Raw genomic sequence first — 19,629 nt, 5'->3', positions numbered from 1 at the left:
TATTAATGGGATAAAGATAAGACAGGATTTTGACAACAGTTAGTCAGTAGTCTGTTTTATTTTTCCGAAAAGAAAGATATGAAATTAGCTTATTTCTTTCCATTAAATTCACATCCTTACTATTTTCCCTTCTATCCGTTAAAGAATATTCAGTAGCTTAGAGGCTGTAAAACTAATGCTATGAAATCATTATTCTGCACGCTTTTTCTTATACTTTTTATTTCTTTTCATGCACAGGATATTTATTCTAAAGCTTATGGAAATCAAAAGAATCCTTCCGTTATTTTTATTCATGGCGGACCAAGTGGAAATGCTACTTTATTTGAAGGGACCACAGCACAACAACTTGCTGATAAGGGATTTTATGTAATTGTCTATGACCGACGCGGAGAAGGAAGATCTAAGGATGAAAACGCAACGATGACCTTTAAAGAAAGTTTTGATGATTTACAACAAATTTATCAAAACTACCACATTAAAAAAGCAAACATTATTGCCCATAGTTTTGGAGGAATTATAGGAACACTCTTTACGAATCAGTTTCCGGAAAGAGTACGCTCCCTGACTTTAGCCGGAGCATTATTTACTCAACAAGAAACCTATGATCATATTCTGAAACAGGCCAAAGAACATTTCAAAAATGATCCTGCCGAACTTAAATTAATTACTGAAATAGAAAATTTAGATAAAAATTCTGCTTCTTACCGAAAAAGATGTTACGAAACAGCCGGCAAACTCAATTTTTTTGATATGCCCTCTCCTACTCCTGAAAGCAAAGGTTTAAGGGCTCAATATGAAGCCGGTGAATTTTACAAAAACAACATCCGAAATCCTAATTCTCCTATTAAATTTTACCAAAATGAACCTCTTAATAACTTGGATAATACCTCTGCTTTAAAAGAAATTAGAAAGAAAAAAATTCCTCTTTTTGCTATTTACGGTAAAAATGACGGAATATTTTCCAAGAAGCAATTGAGTGATCTTAAAAATATGGTTGGCGAGGAAAATTTTAAACTGGTTGATAATTGTTCTCATTATTTATTTGTGGATCAACAGGATGAATTTTTAAAGTTTATTAAGCTGAAATTAAAATAAAATGTAGTTTTGTAGAAATGTCAAACGTCAGATTCCATATGAAAACCTATAAAGCAATCATAATGATGCTTGTATTGGTATTTTCATTATCTCCGTGTTCTGTAAAAAGGGATGTTCTTGACATTTTTGACATTCAATATATCAGTGGTTTAAATAAAGTTAAAGCAACATCAGGTTTTTCTGTAAGCTGTGATGCCAACTCCAATACCTCATCCGGAATCTCTATTTCAAAAGCTGAAACTAAGCTAAAAAATAAGGATTTTCTCTATGTAAAACTGATTGTCAAAAGTCCTAAAAAAAAGACTTTCCTCAATGAATATTCAGGACATACGACCGGAAACAGTCCTCCGAAATATATTTTATTTAAAAGATTGAAACTAAGCATGGTTTAGCACGCCCTTACAATCAAACAGCATCAATCATTTTTAAATAAAAACATATCAAATTCAATGAAACATACCTTCAACAGCCAATCTTCTGATCTGGCCGGTTTATATACTTTATCCCTCCGTATGGTTATCGGATGGACTTACTTTTCAGCTTTTTGGCGCAGACTTATCCTTGAAAACAAATTAATCCCGGATGAAAAGGGATATATTGGGGAAAAATTCAATCATTTCCTCCCTAATGCTTTAGGAATAAAACCTGTCATCGAATATCTGGTTACCCATCCGGATGCTTTACAGAGATCGATGATGATCTTTACCATTATTGAAGCCATCGTTGGATTACTGATCATTTTAGGTTTATTTACCCGGTTAATGAGCATCGGAATCTTCAGTCTTGCATTGGGAATTCTTTTGGGGTCAGGTTGGCTGGGTACAACTTGTGTAGATGAATGGCAAATAGGAGTTCTCGGATTAGCAGGTGGATTTGTCCTGTTTCTTACCGGAAGCGGCCCTTATTCCCTGGATTATTTTTTCATAAAGAAGAATAAAAGCTTCACCCACAAAAATTGGTTTAAATGGTTAGGTTCCGGGAGCCTTCCTGTTTCCAATCCAAAAGATCTTGTATTAACCGGTTCTCTGGCTATTTTCGGACTTACGCTTTATACAAATCAATATTTCCATGGAGGAGTTTGGGGAACATTACACAATAAATCTGTAAAACCGAAGGTTGAAATTTCCCATATTTCACAAAGTCATTCTGATTTAAAATTTGAAATTTTCCGAACTGAAGGAGCAGATGTCTATGGTTCATTTCTCATCGGCATTCAAGTCTTAGATAAAAGTGGGAATATCATAAAAGAATTGAATCAAACGAAGCTTTCAAAATTTCCTAAGGAACATATTAAAAATCATTATGTGGCTAAGGTAAAATCCGGAAAACATAGTCTTATTATCCCTCTTGGAGCAAAAGCCGATATTAATATCGATATTCGGGATATTCTTCAAAAAAATGAGATTCATACCTTGAAACTTATCGACATTAGTGGTATTGAATGGACGGCAAAAGTTGAGTAAAATCAATAGTATTTTAAGTTTTGCTAAAGCTTAATGTAGAAAAATATAAAGAAAGAAGACTGTCTCCTATATTTGTATTGATGTAGGAGACAGCCTCTTCTATTGAAGTTTAATGAAAATCTTCTTAATTTCTTTTTGACAGCTTGACAAGATAAACACAAGAACTGTCTGGATTAAGTTCTAGTACTTCTATATTTAATAAAACATCCAGTCCCATAGTGTCGCATACTCCTTGCACAAAAGGTTTTATTACCGGCCATTTCAACAGTCCGGCAATTTCAAAACTTTGTGTAATTCTGTGGTAGCGGTCTACCCCTTTTATCAACATTTCAACTTTTTGATCATTTAATTCTTTAAATTCGAAACTATATTCGGGACTGGATGTAAAAATTGCTCCTATAAGTATTTTAGCGACTGTCGGAATTTCGAGTTGCAAATCAGGCTTTAGGCCAAGAGTTCTTAAGGTCATTTTACTTCCCAGATCATACATAAAAGCACTCGATAACTGCTCAATTGCTTCGGGCCCAAAAAGCTTACCTGATTGTTTAAGCAAACCTCCGTAAAACGCTCCTGTAATATCGGATAACCGTTGAACTAATTCTGTAAAAGTTCCGGGAAAGAAGTCTGAAATGATTTGATCCTGATCCATTTCAGGAAGATAAATATCTTTTTTTCTAAAATCGGACAATGCAATGAAAGTTTCCGGTAGTTGTAAATTATTATTCATTGTAAAAATTGGTGGTTTTCAAAGGTTCTTTAATTTCATAAAACACATATTGTTCATGGGCTGAATCAGAATCAAAATCCATTAACACATGTGATATAAACCTATAATTATTTACTGGTATTTCCTGATCATCTTCCGTTAGTATTGATGATGGAGAGAATATATTTTTATTGTTAATTCTATCCGATTCTGTACTATTTGATTCCGTAAAATTCTGATCCGGAATTGTATTATGAGTTCTTTTCATGGTATAAATTCATTAGTTTTTGATGGATAGGAGGAATAAACATTAATGTCGAAAGTCATCAGTAATGATCTGATCATCTCACTGATGTAGAATGTCAATATCCCGATATGATTTCGGGGAAAACAAAGTAGAATGTTTTTATTTTAATATAAAAACAAGTATACCGTCCAAGGAATGGTTACATTAAAATCGATGCAATCTTAAGAGCTGTGTCGATAAGAGATTGGTATTATGCTCCGGCTTTTTCCTTTGCACAAGGAATTATCTAGATGAGGGAAACTATTCATATTTTTTACATTTGGTAATGTAAAGCTAAAAAAAATAAACAAATTCTCCAACAAGTGAGATTAATTTTATTTTAAAAATATAAATAGTTCGTTATAAATATTTTATATCAAAAATAAATATTAGAATTCATAGAACATTCCCCTAATTGAATTAAAATAATTCATAAAAAATGGATCAAGCGCAAAAGTTGTGGGGCTTAGAATATTTAAATCTGTTTAATTATAAAATTTAACGCAAAGGATTTCTATTATCCTATGTTGTATTTTAGGAAGCAAAGACTGAATCAATTGTATTGATTCTTTCTAAGCGTATGCATATCTACATCGCTTCATCAGCGACCTTTGTCGCTTTCTTAGCTCCCTTATCAATAATCAATTGCATCTTGTCTTTGCGTTTAAATAAAATTTCAGTGTAAAGCTTAGAGAAGTAAAAAGATAATTCTTTTTTTCTTCAGATTAACTGATTTTTTACCTAGTCCCAAGTTTTGCACCTGATCCAAAAAAACCTCCGAAAATTTCGAAGGTTTACGTTTAAATTTAGTGCATGGCTTCACTCAAATCTATCTTTTCTTTACTCTTTCTTTCTTTAATGAATAAGATAAACGGAATACATATTAAAAATATAACCCCGAGATAAAGAAATACATCCATATAAGATAATACCGTTGCCTGTTTTGTTACAGATAAATCAAGCATTTTATAGGCGGCATTCAATGCGGCATCAGGAGTCATTCCCTTTGCTATAAAATTAGCCTTTAATGCATTTACCCTTTGTTGAACATCAAAACTGTTCGAATCCAGATGGGAAATTAAGTTGACCCTATACTTCTGGCTTGCATTCGCAATAAAAGTAGTAATGGCCGCGATCCCGAAAGATCCTCCCAACTGTCTCATCATCCCTGTAAAGGCTGCACCTTGTCCAATTTCCTGACCTTTCAGAGTACTTAATGATAGGGAAGTAATCGGAATAAATAATAATCCCAGACCGGCACCTCTCACAATCAACATCCAGAAAAATGCGTCTTTACTTGTATCCGGTGTCAAAATTTTGTACCCCCAGAAACTATAAATAAAGAAGATAAACAGCCCCAGAGAAACCAAAATCTGTTGTTTTGCCCCTTTTGATAATAATCTACCGATAATAGGCATCATGAAAGCAGTCGTTAAAGCAGCCGGAATCATCAATGCTCCGGATTGCAGGGCCGTCCATCCTAAGATACTCTGTGTATAAAGCGGAACGATAAAGGTCGACCCATACAACCCAAATCCTAATACAAACGACATTACCGTTCCGATTCTTAAGTTACCATTTTTTAATACTCTAAGCTCCACAATCGGATACTTGAAAGTAAGTTCTCTCCAAAGGAATAATATAAATCCTAAAACCGCTGCTACGGTAAACGCTACAATCATTCCACTGGCAAACCAGTCTTCTTCATGTCCTCTTTCCAAAATAAACTGTAGTGAGCCTACGGTAACGGCCAATAGAGCAATTCCAATCCAGTCTACGTCAGATACTTTTCGTTTCTCTGCATATTTCGGACTTCTTACAAATTGAAGCGTCATCAAAGTCGCCGCAATACCAATCGGAATATTGATATAGAAAATATATGGCCAGCTGAAATTATCAACGATATATCCTCCTAGCGGCGGACCTAATGTAGGGCCAATAATTACTCCAAGCCCATAAATCGCCTGAGCCATACTTCTCTTTTCAATCGGATAAGATTCCGTAATGATCGTCTGTGAAGTTACCAATAAGGCTCCTCCACCGATTCCCTGCATCAATCTGAAAAATACCAATTCCCAGATATTTGTGGCATTTCCACATAAAAATGAAAATACCGTGAATATAATAATGGAAGCCGCAAAGTAATTTCTACGTCCGAACTGCTGAGAAAGCCAACTCGTCATCGGTACGATAATTACGTTTCCGATGGCATAAGCCGTAATCACCCAACCTACTTCGGAAAGTGTAGCTCCCAGGTTACCCTTCATTTCGTTCAGGGCAACATTCACAATCGTGGAATCCACAATTTCAAGCAAAGCACAAAGGATCGCTGTAATCGTAATGATTACTCTTCGGGCTCCATATTCTACTAATGAATCTTGCATAAGTTTTTTTACGAGTTTGTATTAATGTAAAATGTACAATGTATTAATGATCTTAATAGGTTTGGGCTAAAGCCAATTGAAGTTTTCTCTTTTATTAAATGGGCTAAAGCCCATTTCTATTGATTCACCTGTCTGATTTTTATTTTCAAAATCAATTATTAATACATTTTACGTAAGTACATGAATACTATTTAAGTGAAACCTCTGCTTTCACGTTCATTCCTGTTCTTAATCTTTTTGCAATGTTTTTGTCAAGGTTTACAAAATCAATTTTTACAGGAAGTCTTTGAACCACTTTTACGAAGTTACCACTCGCATTATCCGGTGGAAGAATTGAAAAAGTTGCTCCTGTTGCAGGAGAGAATGAACTTACCACACCATCAAATTTCTGATCAGGGAAGGCATCAATCTCAATTTTCACTTTTTGTCCTTCTACCATTTTATCTACCTGTGTTTCTTTGAAATTGGCCACTACCCATTTCTGATCATTTTTAACCAAAGCAAACAATTGTGCTCCAGCTTGCAAATATTGACCGGCTTGTGTAGGTACTTTTCCTACATATCCGTCCTCAGGAGCTAAGATAACAGTGTATGATAAGTTCAATCTTGCATTTTCAACATCTACTTCTCTTTGTTTGGCCACGGAATTAGCGACACTGATCTGTTGAGAGCTAGCTGCTGTCTGTGAAGAAGCGATTGTCGTTTGTTGAGCAATTTGATTTCTTTGCTCCACCAATACCTGAAGCTGTTTGTCTGCAGACTGTTTAGCCGCTAAAGCTTGCTCGTATTGTTGTTCTGTGATAGAATGATCTTTTACAAGGTTAGCATATCTCTTCAAATCCTGAGAAGTTTTCCATACATTTACTTTTGCTGCTTCGATCTGAGCATTTGCCGTAGCTACAGCAGCCTCAGAGCTGTTGATATTTTTCGAAGTGGCAGTTGTTGTTGCTTCTGCAGTCGAGATATTGCTTCTTGCCGTTGATAAAGCGGCTTGTGATTGATCAAGAGCCATTTTCTGATCTCTGTTATCCAAAATCACTAGCGTATCACCTTTTTTTACGAACTGGTTATCTTTCACTTTTACTTCAGCAACGTATCCTGAAATTTTAGAAATTACCGGTGCCATATTGGAAGTAATCTGAGCATCATCAGTTTCTTCGTGATATTGTCCATAAGTATATGCTCTGTAACCATAGATTCCTCCTCCGATTACAACAGCTGCTAAAATGATAGGAAAAACTAAACTTTTTTTCTTTTTAGGTTCAGCTGCTTGTGTATTATTATTTTCCATTTTGGTTTCGATCTGATTATTTAATTGTTAAAGTTCCTGTTGTTTGTAATAGTTTTCTATAAGCTAAGGCAGCATCGGCTTTTGCATTGATTACGCCTACATTAGCTGCAATCTGAGCTGCATCTGCATCCAATAGTTCCGTCATGGTTGCAAGGCCGTTGTCATATTTGTTTTTTGTGATTCTGTAGTTTTCATTAGCCTGTTCAGCCGATTTTTCAAATACAGCAATCCTCTTTTTAGAATAATCTGTATTCTGATATTCTCTGTTGACATCAAGCTTGATGTTATCGTTCAAAAGCTCATCAGTAGCAGCCAATTGTTTTTCTCTGGCCTGAGACTGTCTCAAAGATGAGTTTTCTTTCCAGATGTTGGATAAATTGTAAGAAATACCTACTCCTACATTTATCGCGTTGTACACGGTAAGAAACTTAGGAATATCAGCGGCTACATATCCTCCTGTAAATGCTATTGACGGAAGATTTTCTGCTTTTGCCGATTTAGTTCCCAGCTCCGCAGCTTTTCTCTGTTGCGCTAAAGCTTGCAAATCCTTACGATTTTCTTTCGCTTCATTTACATAAAAATCGACAGGCTTTACGTCTGTGCCTTCATCGATATAATTTTGATCTACTTCAAGCGCTGTGGTTTCAGGAAGACCTAATAACAAATCCATATTGATGTTAGCAATATTATAATTATTTCTAGCCTCTAATAACTGTAATTCAATATTTGAAGTCTGAAGGTTTGCTTTTAATCTGTCATTTCTGGCAATCAATCCGTTATTTTCCATTTTAAGGAAAGTCTCATCTCTTTTTTGAGAAGCGACAAGGTTTTCTTCAAAAACTTTAATGGATTGATTAGCTTTAAATAAATTATTATAAGCCTGAGCTACATTATAAGCTATCGCAACTTTATCATTTTCTGTACTCAGCTTAGATGCTTCTACCAAATATTTTGCAGATTGAATTCCGTATTTAATTCTTCCTCCGCTATAGATGGGAACACTAAGGTTAGCCGAACCATAAAGAACCTGATGTACTTCCGGACCGCCTGCTCCACCAGAAAGTCCTGGTAGTTTTATATCAACATTCGGTTTTATGGGAAGGTACATATAGCTCCCGGACACTTTCAATTCGGGAAGTTGTCTGTTTTTAGCTTCCAAAAGATTAGCAGTCGCCTCTTCGATCTTGGCTGCGTCGATCTTAAGATTCTTGCTGTTCTGGATTCCCAGCTGCACAGCTTCGTCAAGAGAAAGTGTTTTTTTCTCCTGAGCATTTGCATTTGCTATTCCTACGAATAGTGATAATGCAATCACTGAGTTATTTATTCTCTTCATAACCTAAAAGGTCTTTTAGTAAATGTTTAATATGTTTATTAAGTTCTGTGTAATAGGTTGCATCAAAAACTTCCTCTTCATCGGTATCTTTGAGGAATTCTTTGTACATTTCTTTGGCATTGAAAGCGTAAAACAAAGTTCCGCTTACTGTTGCATGCAGTAGATAAATAGGAGGATTTTTGGTGAAGATACCATTCTTCAATCCGCTTTCCAATATTTGGGAATACATAGAGATGAATCCCATTTTTGTTTGTTTCAAAAATTCTACAATCTGTGGGTTTTCAGCATGAAGTTGCTCTCTCTGCATAATCCTGTAAAAACATTTCTGATCTCGAATTCTGCTGGAAAACTGGTCTATTATCTTAACAATCTTTTCCCATTCATTAAGGTCTGTTCTCTCCACGATATCTTTTGAGAAAAACTGTCCTTCATTCATTCTGTATTCAACTAATTTTTCATAAAGCTTTTCTTTAGATCCAAAATAGTAAGAGATCATAGAGATGTTTACATTCGCTGCTTTAGAAATTTCTCTGGTGGAAGTTCCTTCAAAACCTTTTTCAGCAAAAAGTTTTTCGGCAGCAAATAATATATTTTCTTCTTTTGAAATCATATCACTTCCATTTTCAGGGCGCAAATTTACATAAGTTTTTATTCAAATCAAACGATTGATTGATTTTTTAATATAGATTTAATTGATGATGCACAGAAGAAAATTTCTATCGAAAAACAATTTCAAAAAAAATATTACATTTACTTACTTTAAAAATTTTATGATCATGAAAAAACTCATCTCAATTTTAGCAATCGGCTTATTCTCACTAAACTACGCTCAGGAAACACCCAAAGAAGGAGGATGTTGTGCAGGCAAAGACAAGAAAGAATGTTCTGTAAAAGATAAAAAAGCATGTTCTGATGCTCATCATAAAGGCTGTGATGCAAAAACAAAAACTGCAGAAAACACATCTAAAATAAAGGATAAAAAAGCTGCAAAAGTGAAAAAAACAGCCTAAAAAGCTTTTAATTTTAAGACATTAAAAAACTTATAAGATCAAGATTAAGGCTATCTACTTAGTAATATACCTTATTGGTATTTGATGGGTTGGACACACATTCACCCACCTTGTCATCTCGTAGAGATCCAGGCAGCATTTTCACATTCTGTTTTTTAGAATGCCGTCTTCCAAGGGTCTGGATCCTTACAGGATGACAATCACAGTAGATCAGAACAGTAATGATAATGGACAAATCTCAAAATTTAAGAACAAAGCATAATTGAGCCCTCACTATAACAGATTAAGACTTTTACAATTGCACTTGATCTATCAACAAGTCTTATCTATGAATTTTTATGAATATACCTCGATAATTTAATTCCAAGATCCGTCCATACAATTTTAGGATTCCCGTTTCTTGTTAAATGCAGATCAGCAGCATTGATTTCTTCTAAAATACTTTCAATATTGGCCCCGCTGATAAATTTTGAAAATCCTGCCCAATTGAATCCATTTGCATTGATCTTTTTGTAGACCAAATTTTCAGACTGATAATTCTGAAGTAGTGCTAATCTGAAAATTTCTGAGCAGTAATTTAAGAAATTCTTTTGCTTTTCCCTGTTCCATCCTGCTATTTCTCTTGCCCAAAAAATAATACTTCTAAGGTATTCTGGTTTCTTTTTTACCATAAAGGCATCACGCACCCATTGTACAAAAAGCTTTTCAAACTCATTGGTTTTGTCTCCTGAATTCAACAGCTTTACGGCTTCATTAAGGTTCCCTTGAGCTTCATGCACAATTTCTCTGACCTTTTCCCCAGAAACAGAAAAATTATGTTTAAGATAAGTCTCAATATCTTCGTCATTAATTCTAGGAACTTCTACAATTTGTGTTCTGGATAGAATTGTTGGAAGCATATCATTGCTACTTTCAGCTGTAAGAAGGATAATGGTTTTCGCGGGAGGTTCTTCCAAAAACTTCAGAAACTTGTTGGAAGCGGCAATATTCATTTTATCGGCACGCCAAACGATGAGAATTTTGGTTCCTCCTTCAAAACTTTTTAAAGAGAATTTTTGGTTTTGATCATCAATCTCATCAGCAGAAATAAAAAGTTGTTTATTTTCTGACTCCAGGAAGGCTGTCCAGTCATCATAACTGGCATAGGGAGACGCAAGGATCATTTCCCTGAATTCTTCAAATTTATTTTTACTTAAAGAGTTTTTATTATCTGTAAAAACGGGAAAACTGAAATGCAGATCCAGGTGATTAAGATGCTCTACTTTTGATGCAGCATGTTCATTTTCCTGACTTAAAATTTCTCTGGCATAGGCCAATACCATAGGCAGTGTTCCATATCCTTCTTTTCCTACAAAAAGTTGGGCATGGCTTACTCTGTTTTCGGCAATGCTTTCTCTAAGAAGTTTTTTCAGGTTTTCCTGTCCGGCGATGTTCTCCCAATTCATGTTTCAAAGATAAGAAATCGGGAGTAAATTTTGGGTAAAGAAATTGATGAGTAATGTGGATTGTCAGTTTAGAATTCCATTAAGTTGAGGCAATGGTCAATTTTTGCTTCGCAAAGTCAATAGTGAATAGGTATCCGATAAAAATTCACGAGCAAGCGGATTGACTATTCACTATTCACATCACGTCCAGTAGTGAATTATAAGACTGAGCATCAAAGTTGACAAAACAAGGCAAATTTGTGATTCACAATTGAGATAAATAATATAGAATGATTAAAAATTCCCCATTATACAGCCCTTAACAAACTTTAACCACATATAATTTTTACAATTCATTAATATTTAAGATATTTGCGCATTGTTTTAAAAAGAAAGAATGAAAAAAATCTTTGTAGTATCATTCATATCAGTTGGATATTTTCTGAATGCACAGAGTCTAAGCAACTCTCCTTATGCGACATACGGAATTGGAGATGTAAAATATGATAATACGATCGAAACTGCTTCTATGGGAGGGATATCAACCGCTTTTATAAGTGACTTCACGAGTAGTTTCAATTTTGCTAACCCTGCAAACAACGCGAATTTCGAGCTTACAAGTATCAGACTGGAAGCAACCAACGAAAACAATTATTTCAAATCGAATTATAACGATATGAAATCTACAAAGCATTCTACGTATCTTTCTAATATTGCTTTGGCGTTTCCTTTATCTGCAAAGATGAAAATGGGGATTTCTTACCAGCCTTACAGTTCTAAAAGCTATGACGTGGTAACGAATACTACCTTCAAAGATGAAAATAATAATAACATTATCTATCAGAACGGATTTAAAGGAAGCGGTACATTAAATACGGCACAAGTAGCATTATCTTACAAAATCAATCAGGAATTTTCTGTAGGAGCAAAAGCTAACCTATATTTTGGAGATTTGTATGACCTTAATGAATTCCGTGCTTCAAATTCAGAATTCATCAATGGTTATGAAACGAAAAACAGAGTCAGAAATTTCAACTTTACACTTGGTACCAGCTATCAAAAACTGAATACCCGTACAGATAAGAAATTAACGATTGGTGCTACCGCTACTTTTGGTAATACCAGCAATATGACTACGGATTATACCAACAGTACTTATCGATATACTGATGCGGCAGGAACAAAAGCGAATGAGACGATTATCGAACAACAAAGTGTAAGTTCCAAAAACCTTCTTCCTCTACAGGCTTCTGTCGGGGTTGGATATGGAAGTGAAAACCACTGGTTCCTTTCCGGACAGATTGATTATAAAAAAGGAGAAAACATCTCTTACTTTGGAAAGACCTTCGACTTCCAGGATACTTACAGAATTTCCGCCGGAGGATGGTATCTTCCTAACTATAACAACTTCAGAAGTTATTTCTCAAGGGTAATTTACAGATATGGTGCCTTCTATGAAAGAGGAAATCTAAAATTAGACGGAAACAGCATCAACAAATTCGGTATTACTGCCGGAGTAATGCTTCCATTCAAGAACAGCAGTATTACAAGAATGAGCGGTCTTGAATTAGGTTTAGAAATTGGTAAAAGAGGAACTCTTAAGGATAACCTGATCAACCAGAACTATATCAATCTTAAAATCGGCTTTAATTTTGCTGATAAATGGTTCAGAAAGGCTCTTTATAACTAGAATGAAATTTTCAAAAAAAATATCATATAAAAATATAGCATACCTTTTTAGTTGTGCTATATTTTTTATATTGACTTCTTGTGAGGAAGATCTTACCAAAGCAAAAGGTAATCAAAGTAAAAATTTTCCCTCGCAAATCATTAATAACGCCAATATCATTCAAAGGGATTCCGGTTTTGTCACATTGAAAGCTAAAGCTCCCATCATTGAAAAATATGAATTGATTGATAGTCCGTATGTAGTGGCCAGAAAAGGGATCAATATTGAATTTTTCGATAAAAAGAAACCGAAAATTCCGGGAAAAATTACAGCCAAATATGCTCGTATTTTTGAATATAAAAAATTCTATGAAGCCAAAGGCGATGTAAGAATTACTACTAATGAAGGCCAGCGATTTGCCATGCAGAGCATCTACTGGGATCAGAAGAAAAACAGAATTTATACAAAAGATACAGTATATGTAACAATGGAAGACGGTTCTACATTGGTAGGAGCCAATGGGATGACTGCCAAAGATGACTTTTCCGAATATACTTTCTATAATAATTCAGGAAACTTTAATTCGAAAAGGATTTCCGAAAACAAAAAATAATTCCATAACGATGAAATTTCGAGTGATTGGGCTTATGTCCGGAACAAGTCTGGATGGTTTGGATATCTGCTTCGCAGAGTTTGAAAAGCTAGATCAATGGACTTTTCAGATTCTAAAAGCTGAAACCCTTCCCTACTCTAACGTTTGGGAAAATAAGCTTAGACATTCCATTCATTTATCTGCAGAAGAATTACTGGAATTGCATACCGAATATGGGTTTTACCTCGGAGAACAAGTTACAGATTTCATCCAAAAACACCGGCTTGACAACATCGACCTTATTGCATCGCACGGACATACGGTTTTCCACCAACCTCAAAAAAAATTCACCCTGCAAATTGGGGATGGCAGAGCAATCAAACTCGTTGCTAAACTACCTGTAGCCTTTGATTTCAGAAGTCAGGATGTACTCATGAACGGAAATGGAGCTCCTTTGGTTCCTATTGGAGATCAACTTCTTTTTTCCGACTATCACGCATGCCTTAATTTAGGTGGATTTTCTAATATTTCCTTAACATCTCAAGGTCAAAGAATAGCCTTCGATATTGCACCCGTCAATATTGTTTTGAATAGATTGGCTCAACAGCTCAATAAAAATTTTGATGAAAATGGTGATCTGGCCCGAAAAGGAAATATAAATGACGAATTATTACAACAACTTAATTCTCTGAACTTTTATCATCAGCCCCATCCAAAGTCTTTAGGTATAGAATGGTGCAATCAATATGTATTTCCATTGCTGGAAAACCAGGACCCTTTGGATTCATTGGCAACCTGTACAGAACATATTGCCCAACAGATTTCAAAAATTATCAATGAGCATAAAGTGAAAAATATTCTTTTCACCGGCGGCGGAGCATATAACACGTTTTTAGTTGATACCATAAGAGCCAAAACTGAAGCTGAAATTATAGTTCCTCACCAAGAAATCATCAATTATAAAGAAGCCCTTATTTTCGGCTTTATGGGTGTTTTAAAATTAAATAATGAAATCAATGTTCTTTCTTCCGCTACAGGAAGTACTCATGACCATTGCTCGGGATTGATGGCCTAGAGGATTTTAAACCAGACTTTATCCTATTATTTGCTGAAATCACATGAAAATATAAAAATAGGTTAGTCTCACCAAATAATGTGATACACACAAACATTGTCATTCCGAAGGAACCTAACCTTATATATTCTATCTTTTATTTTAAACCATTAAGAAGAAATTAAGAGGATAAGAATATTAAGAGAAGCTTCGCTTTAAGGCTACGGCTAAAGAAAATCTTTGATTTTCATCTTAACTATCCTTAATAACTTAATGGTTTTAAAAATATAGTTGAAGTACAATCATTTTTTAACACTTTAGTAATTTTAAGTGACAAGCTTTGCACATAGGAAGCACACTAAAGTTTTTTGAAAATCTTTGATTTTCTTCTTATGTGTACTTTGATACAGCATCATTTTAAACTAACTTAAGTGAACTAAAGTGTTTTAAATAAAAACTTTTGTGACTTTTGTGGTTAATTTTTCCCCACAGATAAAATCGATTTCCACAGATGTTTACGCATAATTTTTGGAGGGTAATTGCTCGTGTTTTTAATGCTTGCAAATAAAATGGGCCAGATTCTTATGGAATGATAATGTTTGTTTCTCCACATTATTTCTTGAAATCAACTTACTTTTGCCATAGAATTTTCCGATTCTATGACATATTTGCTTGCAAGTTAAAGTATCCGAGAGAATAAAATAAAAAACCTTCAAATTTTGAAGGTTTTCTTATTTATAGGCTTCGATTTTATCGGTCAAAGTATTGATAAAGTTCTGGAGTGGTTTTTCTACCATCATTTTGATGAACGGGTTAAATTTCCCTTCAAATAACATCTGAACTTCTGTTTGGTTTTCACCGATCGGATTCAAAGTCGCCGTTAATGAGAAATCTAAACTTGAACTTGCCGATCTCAAAACAGCTTTCTGATCGTCTACTTCATCTATTTTTAATGCGATTTCAGGCATTCCCTGTAATCCAAATTTAAAACCATTATCTCTTGTTTCAAATTTCTGAAGACCGTCCGGCATAAATTCTTTGTAATTTTCAGGAGATTTCAGTAATTCCGTAAGCTCTTTGGATGATTTATTGACAATAATTTTTCGTCCTTCTAAATTCATTTTTTATTTTTGTATTTAAATTCTTAATTCTTACAAATGTATAAAGTTTTTGTCAACGAAAAAAAATTATTACTATCTAAGCATCCTGAAGAACTTGAAAAAAAGCTTGGGTATGAAAGTTACATGACTTTAGAGATTGCATTGGATCTTTTAGAAAATACTTCTGTCCAGGAACTGAATGTTTTTGGTGAGAATATTGATGAAATCTGGCAGGAATTCCAGAAGCTTTTCAGAATCATAGAAGCTGCAGGAGGCGTCGTTAACAATCCGGAAGGTGATACGCTTTTCATCAAAAGACTAGGCAAATGGGACCTTCCAAAAGGAAAAATGGAAAAAGGAGAATCCAGAGAAGAATCTGCCGTAAGGGAAATTGAAGAGGAGACCGGTCTTAGAGATGTAGAACTGGTAAAGTTCATTAATACTACTTACCATATCTATGTAGAAAGAAACGGTGAAAAAATATTAAAATGTACCCACTGGTTTGAAATGAACTTTAATGGAAAGGATACTTCTAAACCTCAGATTGAAGAAGGTATCACAGAAGTTGCCTGGAAAAATGTTTCACAAATTGAGAACGAGGTCTTTCCAAGCACATTCCAAAATATTAAGCTTATTGTAAAAGAATTCTGGGATTCGAAGAAATAGTGCCCTGAGCTGGAAGCTGGAAGAATGAAGCCGGAAGTTATACTTGACGGTTTACTTCCAGTGATCATAATAATTTTAAAGGTGGACAAAAAAGATAGCTCTTCTTGATTCACCTTTAAGATTTCCCCCATCCCAAGCTTCATATTTCTATATGATAAAATTAAATCAAAAGACGACCGGCTACACTCTGCTCTCAAGAACTTCCATCCTCCAGCTCCCAGCTTCCTTTCTATATTCAAAAAACTAAAATTGAATCAAAAGAAAACCAGCTATACTCTGCTCTCAAGAACTTCCGTCCTCCAGCTCCCAGCTTCCTTTCTATATTCAAAAAACTAAAATTGAATCAAAAGAAAAACCAGCTATACTCTGCTCTCAAGAACTTCCTTCTTCCAGCTTCTAACTTCCCTTCACAATCAGATAAACTCAATCACCTTTTCCAAAGCCACTCCCCTGGATCCTTTCAGCAAAATATTATCCGTCTGAATGGTATTATGCTTCAGATATTCTATTAATGCACCAGTATCTTCAAAAGCAAGATGAGAAGAATTCACTGCTTTAAAGTGTTTACCTACCGTAATGATCTCGTCAAAATTGAGTTCTTGTGCCAGTTTTAAGATGTTTTGGTGCTCTTTCTCACTTTCTATACCCAATTCCAACATATCACCAATAATAATGGTTTTACGACCTTCAAAAGTAACAAAGTTATGCAATGAAGCTGTCATTGAACTTGGATTGGCATTATAAGTATCTAATACCAACGTTTTATTTTCTTTTTTAACAACCTGAGAACGCATATTGGTTGGGGTGTACTGTTCAATAGCGTGTTTTATTTTCGTAAAGTCGATTCCGAAATGAAGTCCGAGACTTGCCGCAGCACAAAGGTTGGTAAAATTATACTCCCCTGTCAGTTTTGAAACCGCTTTCACCCCCTGATAAGCCATTCCTACAAAATGATCTTCTGAGAAAGATTCAAAATTATAATCTGATCTTTCTTTTCCAAAACTAATGATAGGAGAATATCCTTTCGTTTTTTCAACCTGAATAGAATCCTTTTCATTGACAAGAATTGTCTGGTGATGGTTTTTAAGATAATCATACAGTTCAGATTTTCCTTTAATCACTCCTTCAAAACCTCCAAAACCTTCAAGATGCGCTTTTCCAAAATTGGTAATATATCCGAAATTAGGTTGGGAAATTGTACATAAGAATTCAATTTCCTTTTGATGGTTTGCTCCCATTTCTATCACCGCCATTTCATGTTCCGGTTTAATGGAGAGAATGGTTAAAGGAACTCCGATATGATTATTCAGATTTCCTGCGGTATATTGAACGTTAAATTTCTCCGAAAGCACAGCATGGATCAATTCTTTTGTTGTGGTTTTTCCATTACTTCCCGTAAGTCCGATAAAAGGAATCGTTAGCTTACTTCTATGGTAAATAGCCAATTCCTGCAAAAACTCAAGAGTGGAAGATACACAGAAAATATTTTTATCTTTATTTTCAAATTCAGGCTGCTCAACAATCGCTGCCAAAGCACCACCATCTATGGCTTTTTCTGCCAAGGTTGCCGCATTAAAGTTTTCTCCTGAAAAGGCAAAGAAAATATCATTCTCTGCTATTTTTCTGCTATCGATCGTTACTTTATTTGCCTGTAAAAATAAAGGATAAAAATGTTCTATATTCATTTGGAAATATATTTTTTAAGAGGTCACATGCAATCACCAAATTTACACGAGTGTTTTATACTTTTGGTCAAAGCGATTTCATGGTTCAAAAATAAAAAAACCTTCCGGAAATCCGGAAGGTTTTTTATAAGTATTTTTTGATAAATATTATCTTCTTGTTCTACTCTTATCGTTTGTTCTGGCATCCTGTGCAACACGGAAACCAATCCAACCATAAGCTTTGCCTTGATTTTTATATCTTCTTTGCCCCGGATCCAGCCAATATGCAGTATCTTGCCAAGAACCTCCTTTTACAACTCTGATGTCGTTAGACATTGCTGAAGTTCTGTCTTTAGAGTCTTTCTGCATTTTAACTCTACCGCTGCCATCTACGATAAATCTCTTTTTAGGAGAATTGTACATATCGAAAGATGAAGCAGAATCTGAAGCTCTGTAATATTCTAAAGAAGATTGTCTGTCACCGTCTCTGAAGTTTCTGTAGTCAGCGATTGTTTCTCTTTCGAATTGTCCAGGAAGGCCTTTATATACTAATCTTCCATCTGCCAGAGTATCATATTTAATAGTACCTTCATCGATCATTTTGTAAGTTCCGTCACCGTTTCTTACAATCGTCTGAGGCATATTTCCTCTATAATAGTTGAAGTCATTGTAATCTTCATCAATGATAGGTCTGTAAACATCTGCCGTCCATTCGGAAACGTTACCATACATACCATAGATTCCTAAATCGTTAGATGGATATTGTCTTACATCTGAAGTTTGTGCAGATCCGTCGTTTTTCCATCCTGCAATACCGGAATAATCTCCTTTACCCATTTTAAAGTTTTCAAGGAACATTCCTCTTTCTTTTCCTTTGGTACCTCTTAATCTTTCAATTTGAGGTTTCTTACCCAGGTATTGGTTGTATTCTCTGTTTTTAGCCATTCCAAGAGCAGCATATTCCCATTCAACTTCAGTAGGAAGTCTGAACTTCTGAACCATTGCAGCATTCGGAGCTCTGTTAGCAGATAATAATCTCTGGTTAGTAGTTTTCATACCAGATTTTTGCTGCATTCTTTTTTCATTGATATATCCTTGCATTTCAGGATCATTCGATTTGAATTTATCCATGTTAAATGCAGTTCCTCCCTGGTTGTTGGATTCGTTGATGTACAAATCCTTAGCAATAATACCTGCTTGCATCAAAGCTTTTTCGTTGGCTCTGTCTGTCAACCATTCGCAGTATCTGTTTGCTTGAGTCCAGGAAACTCCTACTACCGGATAGTAATCGAATTCCGGAGAACGCAGGTATGTTTCATTATAATCGTTTCTAGCTAATTTGTTGTCCCATAATAAGGTATCCGGCAAAGCACCGTTATAGATTTCCTTAAAGCTAGGGTCACTTGGTGGGAATACATACTTCAACCATGTAAGGTATTCGCGGTATTCGTAGTTAGTAATCTCAGTTTCTCCGATAAAGAATGAACTTACCTGCATTCTGCGAGGCGTGTTATTCCAATCATGCATAACATCATCTTTCACTAATCCCATTGTAAAAGTTCCACCTTCTACATATACCATTCCCGGCCAACCTTTCTGCTTCTGTTGCTTTCCTGCAAAAAACCAACCCTGTTTTTCGTTTGGTTTCCAACCTGTTTTACTGACAAATTTTTTGGTACCGCCACCTTTGCTGGTTCCTGATCCGCCACAGCTGGTTAATGCAAGTGTAGAACTTAATGCTATTAATGAAAACAACTTTAGTTTTTTCATAGTCGATATAAATATTTTCAAGAGTACAAAGAAAAAATAAATTATTCAATAAATCAAATAAAGATTTGATTTTTTTGAAAAACGTTAACAAATTAATTTTATTGTATCACAATTTAATTCTA

18 protein-coding genes are annotated in these 19,629 nt (G+C 34.9%); 8 read left to right on the top strand and 10 right to left on the bottom strand.

The window, feature by feature from the left end:
• Window positions 1-180: 180 nt before the first annotated feature.
• Genes CW752_RS11525 through CW752_RS11515 form a run of 3 tightly spaced genes read left to right on the top strand, consistent with a single transcriptional unit; the run spans window position 181 to window position 2,558 of the window.
• Window positions 181-1,095, top strand: coding sequence for an alpha/beta hydrolase (locus CW752_RS11525; RefSeq protein WP_101239861.1), 915 nt, complete (start codon window positions 181-183; stop codon window positions 1,093-1,095).
• Window positions 1,096-1,112: 17 nt separating this feature from the next.
• Window positions 1,113-1,487 carry a hypothetical protein gene (locus CW752_RS11520; RefSeq protein ID WP_133121684.1) on the top strand — a complete coding sequence of 125 codons (375 nt, stop codon included), beginning with the start codon at window positions 1,113-1,115 and terminating at the stop codon, window positions 1,485-1,487.
• Between the two features lie 57 nt (window positions 1,488-1,544).
• Complete coding sequence (locus tag CW752_RS11515) at window positions 1,545-2,558, top strand: TQO small subunit DoxD (RefSeq protein ID WP_101239859.1); 1,014 nt, start codon at window positions 1,545-1,547, stop codon at window positions 2,556-2,558.
• A gap of 124 nt (window positions 2,559-2,682) precedes the next feature.
• Here CW752_RS11515 and CW752_RS11510 read toward each other — a convergent pair whose 3' ends face one another.
• The 6 genes from CW752_RS11510 to CW752_RS11485 all read right to left on the bottom strand — a co-directional run bounded on the left by CW752_RS11510 (window position 2,683) and on the right by CW752_RS11485 (window position 9,168).
• Window positions 2,683-3,285 (bottom strand): hypothetical protein, encoded by a 603-nt coding sequence (locus tag CW752_RS11510; protein ID WP_101239858.1) that lies wholly within the window; start codon window positions 3,283-3,285, stop codon window positions 2,683-2,685.
• The gene (locus CW752_RS11505) at window positions 3,278-3,532 is read right to left on the bottom strand and encodes a hypothetical protein (protein ID WP_101239857.1); all 255 of its coding nucleotides are present in this window, start codon (window positions 3,530-3,532) and stop codon (window positions 3,278-3,280) included. Before CW752_RS11505 ends, CW752_RS11510 begins: the two co-directional genes overlap by 8 nt.
• Before the next feature lie 824 nt (window positions 3,533-4,356).
• The gene (locus CW752_RS11500; RefSeq protein WP_101239856.1) at window positions 4,357-5,934 is read right to left on the bottom strand and encodes a DHA2 family efflux MFS transporter permease subunit; all 1,578 of its coding nucleotides are present in this window, start codon (window positions 5,932-5,934) and stop codon (window positions 4,357-4,359) included.
• A gap of 187 nt (window positions 5,935-6,121) precedes the next feature.
• Window positions 6,122-7,225, bottom strand: coding sequence for an HlyD family secretion protein (locus CW752_RS11495; protein ID WP_101239855.1), 1,104 nt, complete (start codon window positions 7,223-7,225; stop codon window positions 6,122-6,124).
• A 16-nt stretch (window positions 7,226-7,241) separates the two neighbouring features.
• Entirely contained in the window at window positions 7,242-8,558 is a 1,317-nt protein-coding gene (locus tag CW752_RS11490) for a TolC family protein (protein WP_101239854.1), read from the bottom strand.
• Entirely contained in the window at window positions 8,542-9,168 is a 627-nt protein-coding gene (locus CW752_RS11485; protein WP_101239885.1) for a TetR/AcrR family transcriptional regulator, read from the bottom strand. The genes CW752_RS11490 and CW752_RS11485 overlap by 17 nt, the downstream gene beginning before the upstream one ends.
• A gap of 166 nt (window positions 9,169-9,334) precedes the next feature.
• Between CW752_RS11485 and CW752_RS11480 the strand changes: the two genes are divergently transcribed.
• Window positions 9,335-9,568 carry a hypothetical protein gene (locus tag CW752_RS11480; RefSeq protein WP_133121683.1) on the top strand — a complete coding sequence of 78 codons (234 nt, stop codon included), beginning with the start codon at window positions 9,335-9,337 and terminating at the stop codon, window positions 9,566-9,568.
• Window positions 9,569-9,894: 326 nt separating this feature from the next.
• Here CW752_RS11480 and CW752_RS11475 read toward each other — a convergent pair whose 3' ends face one another.
• Complete coding sequence (locus CW752_RS11475) at window positions 9,895-11,013, bottom strand: ATP-binding protein (protein ID WP_101239852.1); 1,119 nt, start codon at window positions 11,011-11,013, stop codon at window positions 9,895-9,897.
• Window positions 11,014-11,389: 376 nt separating this feature from the next.
• Between CW752_RS11475 and CW752_RS11470 the strand changes: the two genes are divergently transcribed.
• Genes CW752_RS11470 through CW752_RS11460 form a run of 3 tightly spaced genes read left to right on the top strand, consistent with a single transcriptional unit; the run spans window position 11,390 to window position 14,328 of the window.
• Window positions 11,390-12,682, top strand: a complete 1,293-nt coding sequence (locus tag CW752_RS11470; RefSeq protein WP_101239851.1) for a hypothetical protein — start codon at window positions 11,390-11,392, stop codon at window positions 12,680-12,682.
• A gap of 1 nt (window position 12,683) precedes the next feature.
• Window positions 12,684-13,274, top strand: a complete 591-nt coding sequence (gene lptC, locus CW752_RS11465) for an LPS export ABC transporter periplasmic protein LptC (RefSeq protein WP_101239850.1) — start codon at window positions 12,684-12,686, stop codon at window positions 13,272-13,274.
• Window positions 13,275-13,284: 10 nt separating this feature from the next.
• A complete protein-coding gene (locus tag CW752_RS11460; protein WP_101239884.1) occupies window positions 13,285-14,328 on the top strand; it encodes an anhydro-N-acetylmuramic acid kinase in 1,044 nt (347 codons plus the stop codon).
• A 710-nt stretch (window positions 14,329-15,038) separates the two neighbouring features.
• On the opposite strand, the gene CW752_RS11455 is transcribed toward CW752_RS11460, so the two are convergent.
• Entirely contained in the window at window positions 15,039-15,428 is a 390-nt protein-coding gene (locus tag CW752_RS11455) for an orotate phosphoribosyltransferase (RefSeq protein ID WP_101239849.1), read from the bottom strand.
• 36 nt (window positions 15,429-15,464) lie between these two features.
• Here CW752_RS11455 and CW752_RS11450 point away from each other — a divergent pair, with 36 nt between their 5' ends.
• Window positions 15,465-16,073 (top strand): NUDIX hydrolase, encoded by a 609-nt coding sequence (locus CW752_RS11450; RefSeq protein WP_101239848.1) that lies wholly within the window; start codon window positions 15,465-15,467, stop codon window positions 16,071-16,073.
• 413 nt (window positions 16,074-16,486) lie between these two features.
• Here CW752_RS11450 and CW752_RS11445 read toward each other — a convergent pair whose 3' ends face one another.
• Both CW752_RS11445 and gldJ read right to left on the bottom strand, forming a co-directional pair.
• Complete coding sequence (locus CW752_RS11445) at window positions 16,487-17,758, bottom strand: UDP-N-acetylmuramoyl-tripeptide--D-alanyl-D-alanine ligase (protein ID WP_101239847.1); 1,272 nt, start codon at window positions 17,756-17,758, stop codon at window positions 16,487-16,489.
• Window positions 17,759-17,905: 147 nt separating this feature from the next.
• Window positions 17,906-19,507, bottom strand: coding sequence for a gliding motility lipoprotein GldJ (gene gldJ / locus CW752_RS11440; protein ID WP_101239846.1), 1,602 nt, complete (start codon window positions 19,505-19,507; stop codon window positions 17,906-17,908).
• Window positions 19,508-19,629: the final 122 nt, after the last annotated feature.

The organism is Chryseobacterium sp. PMSZPI, assembly GCF_002835665.1.
Taxonomy (GTDB): Bacteria; Bacteroidota; Bacteroidia; order Flavobacteriales; family Weeksellaceae; genus Chryseobacterium.
Note: the sequence above shows the minus strand (reverse complement) of the source record. Positions and strands in the feature narration are given on the sequence as shown.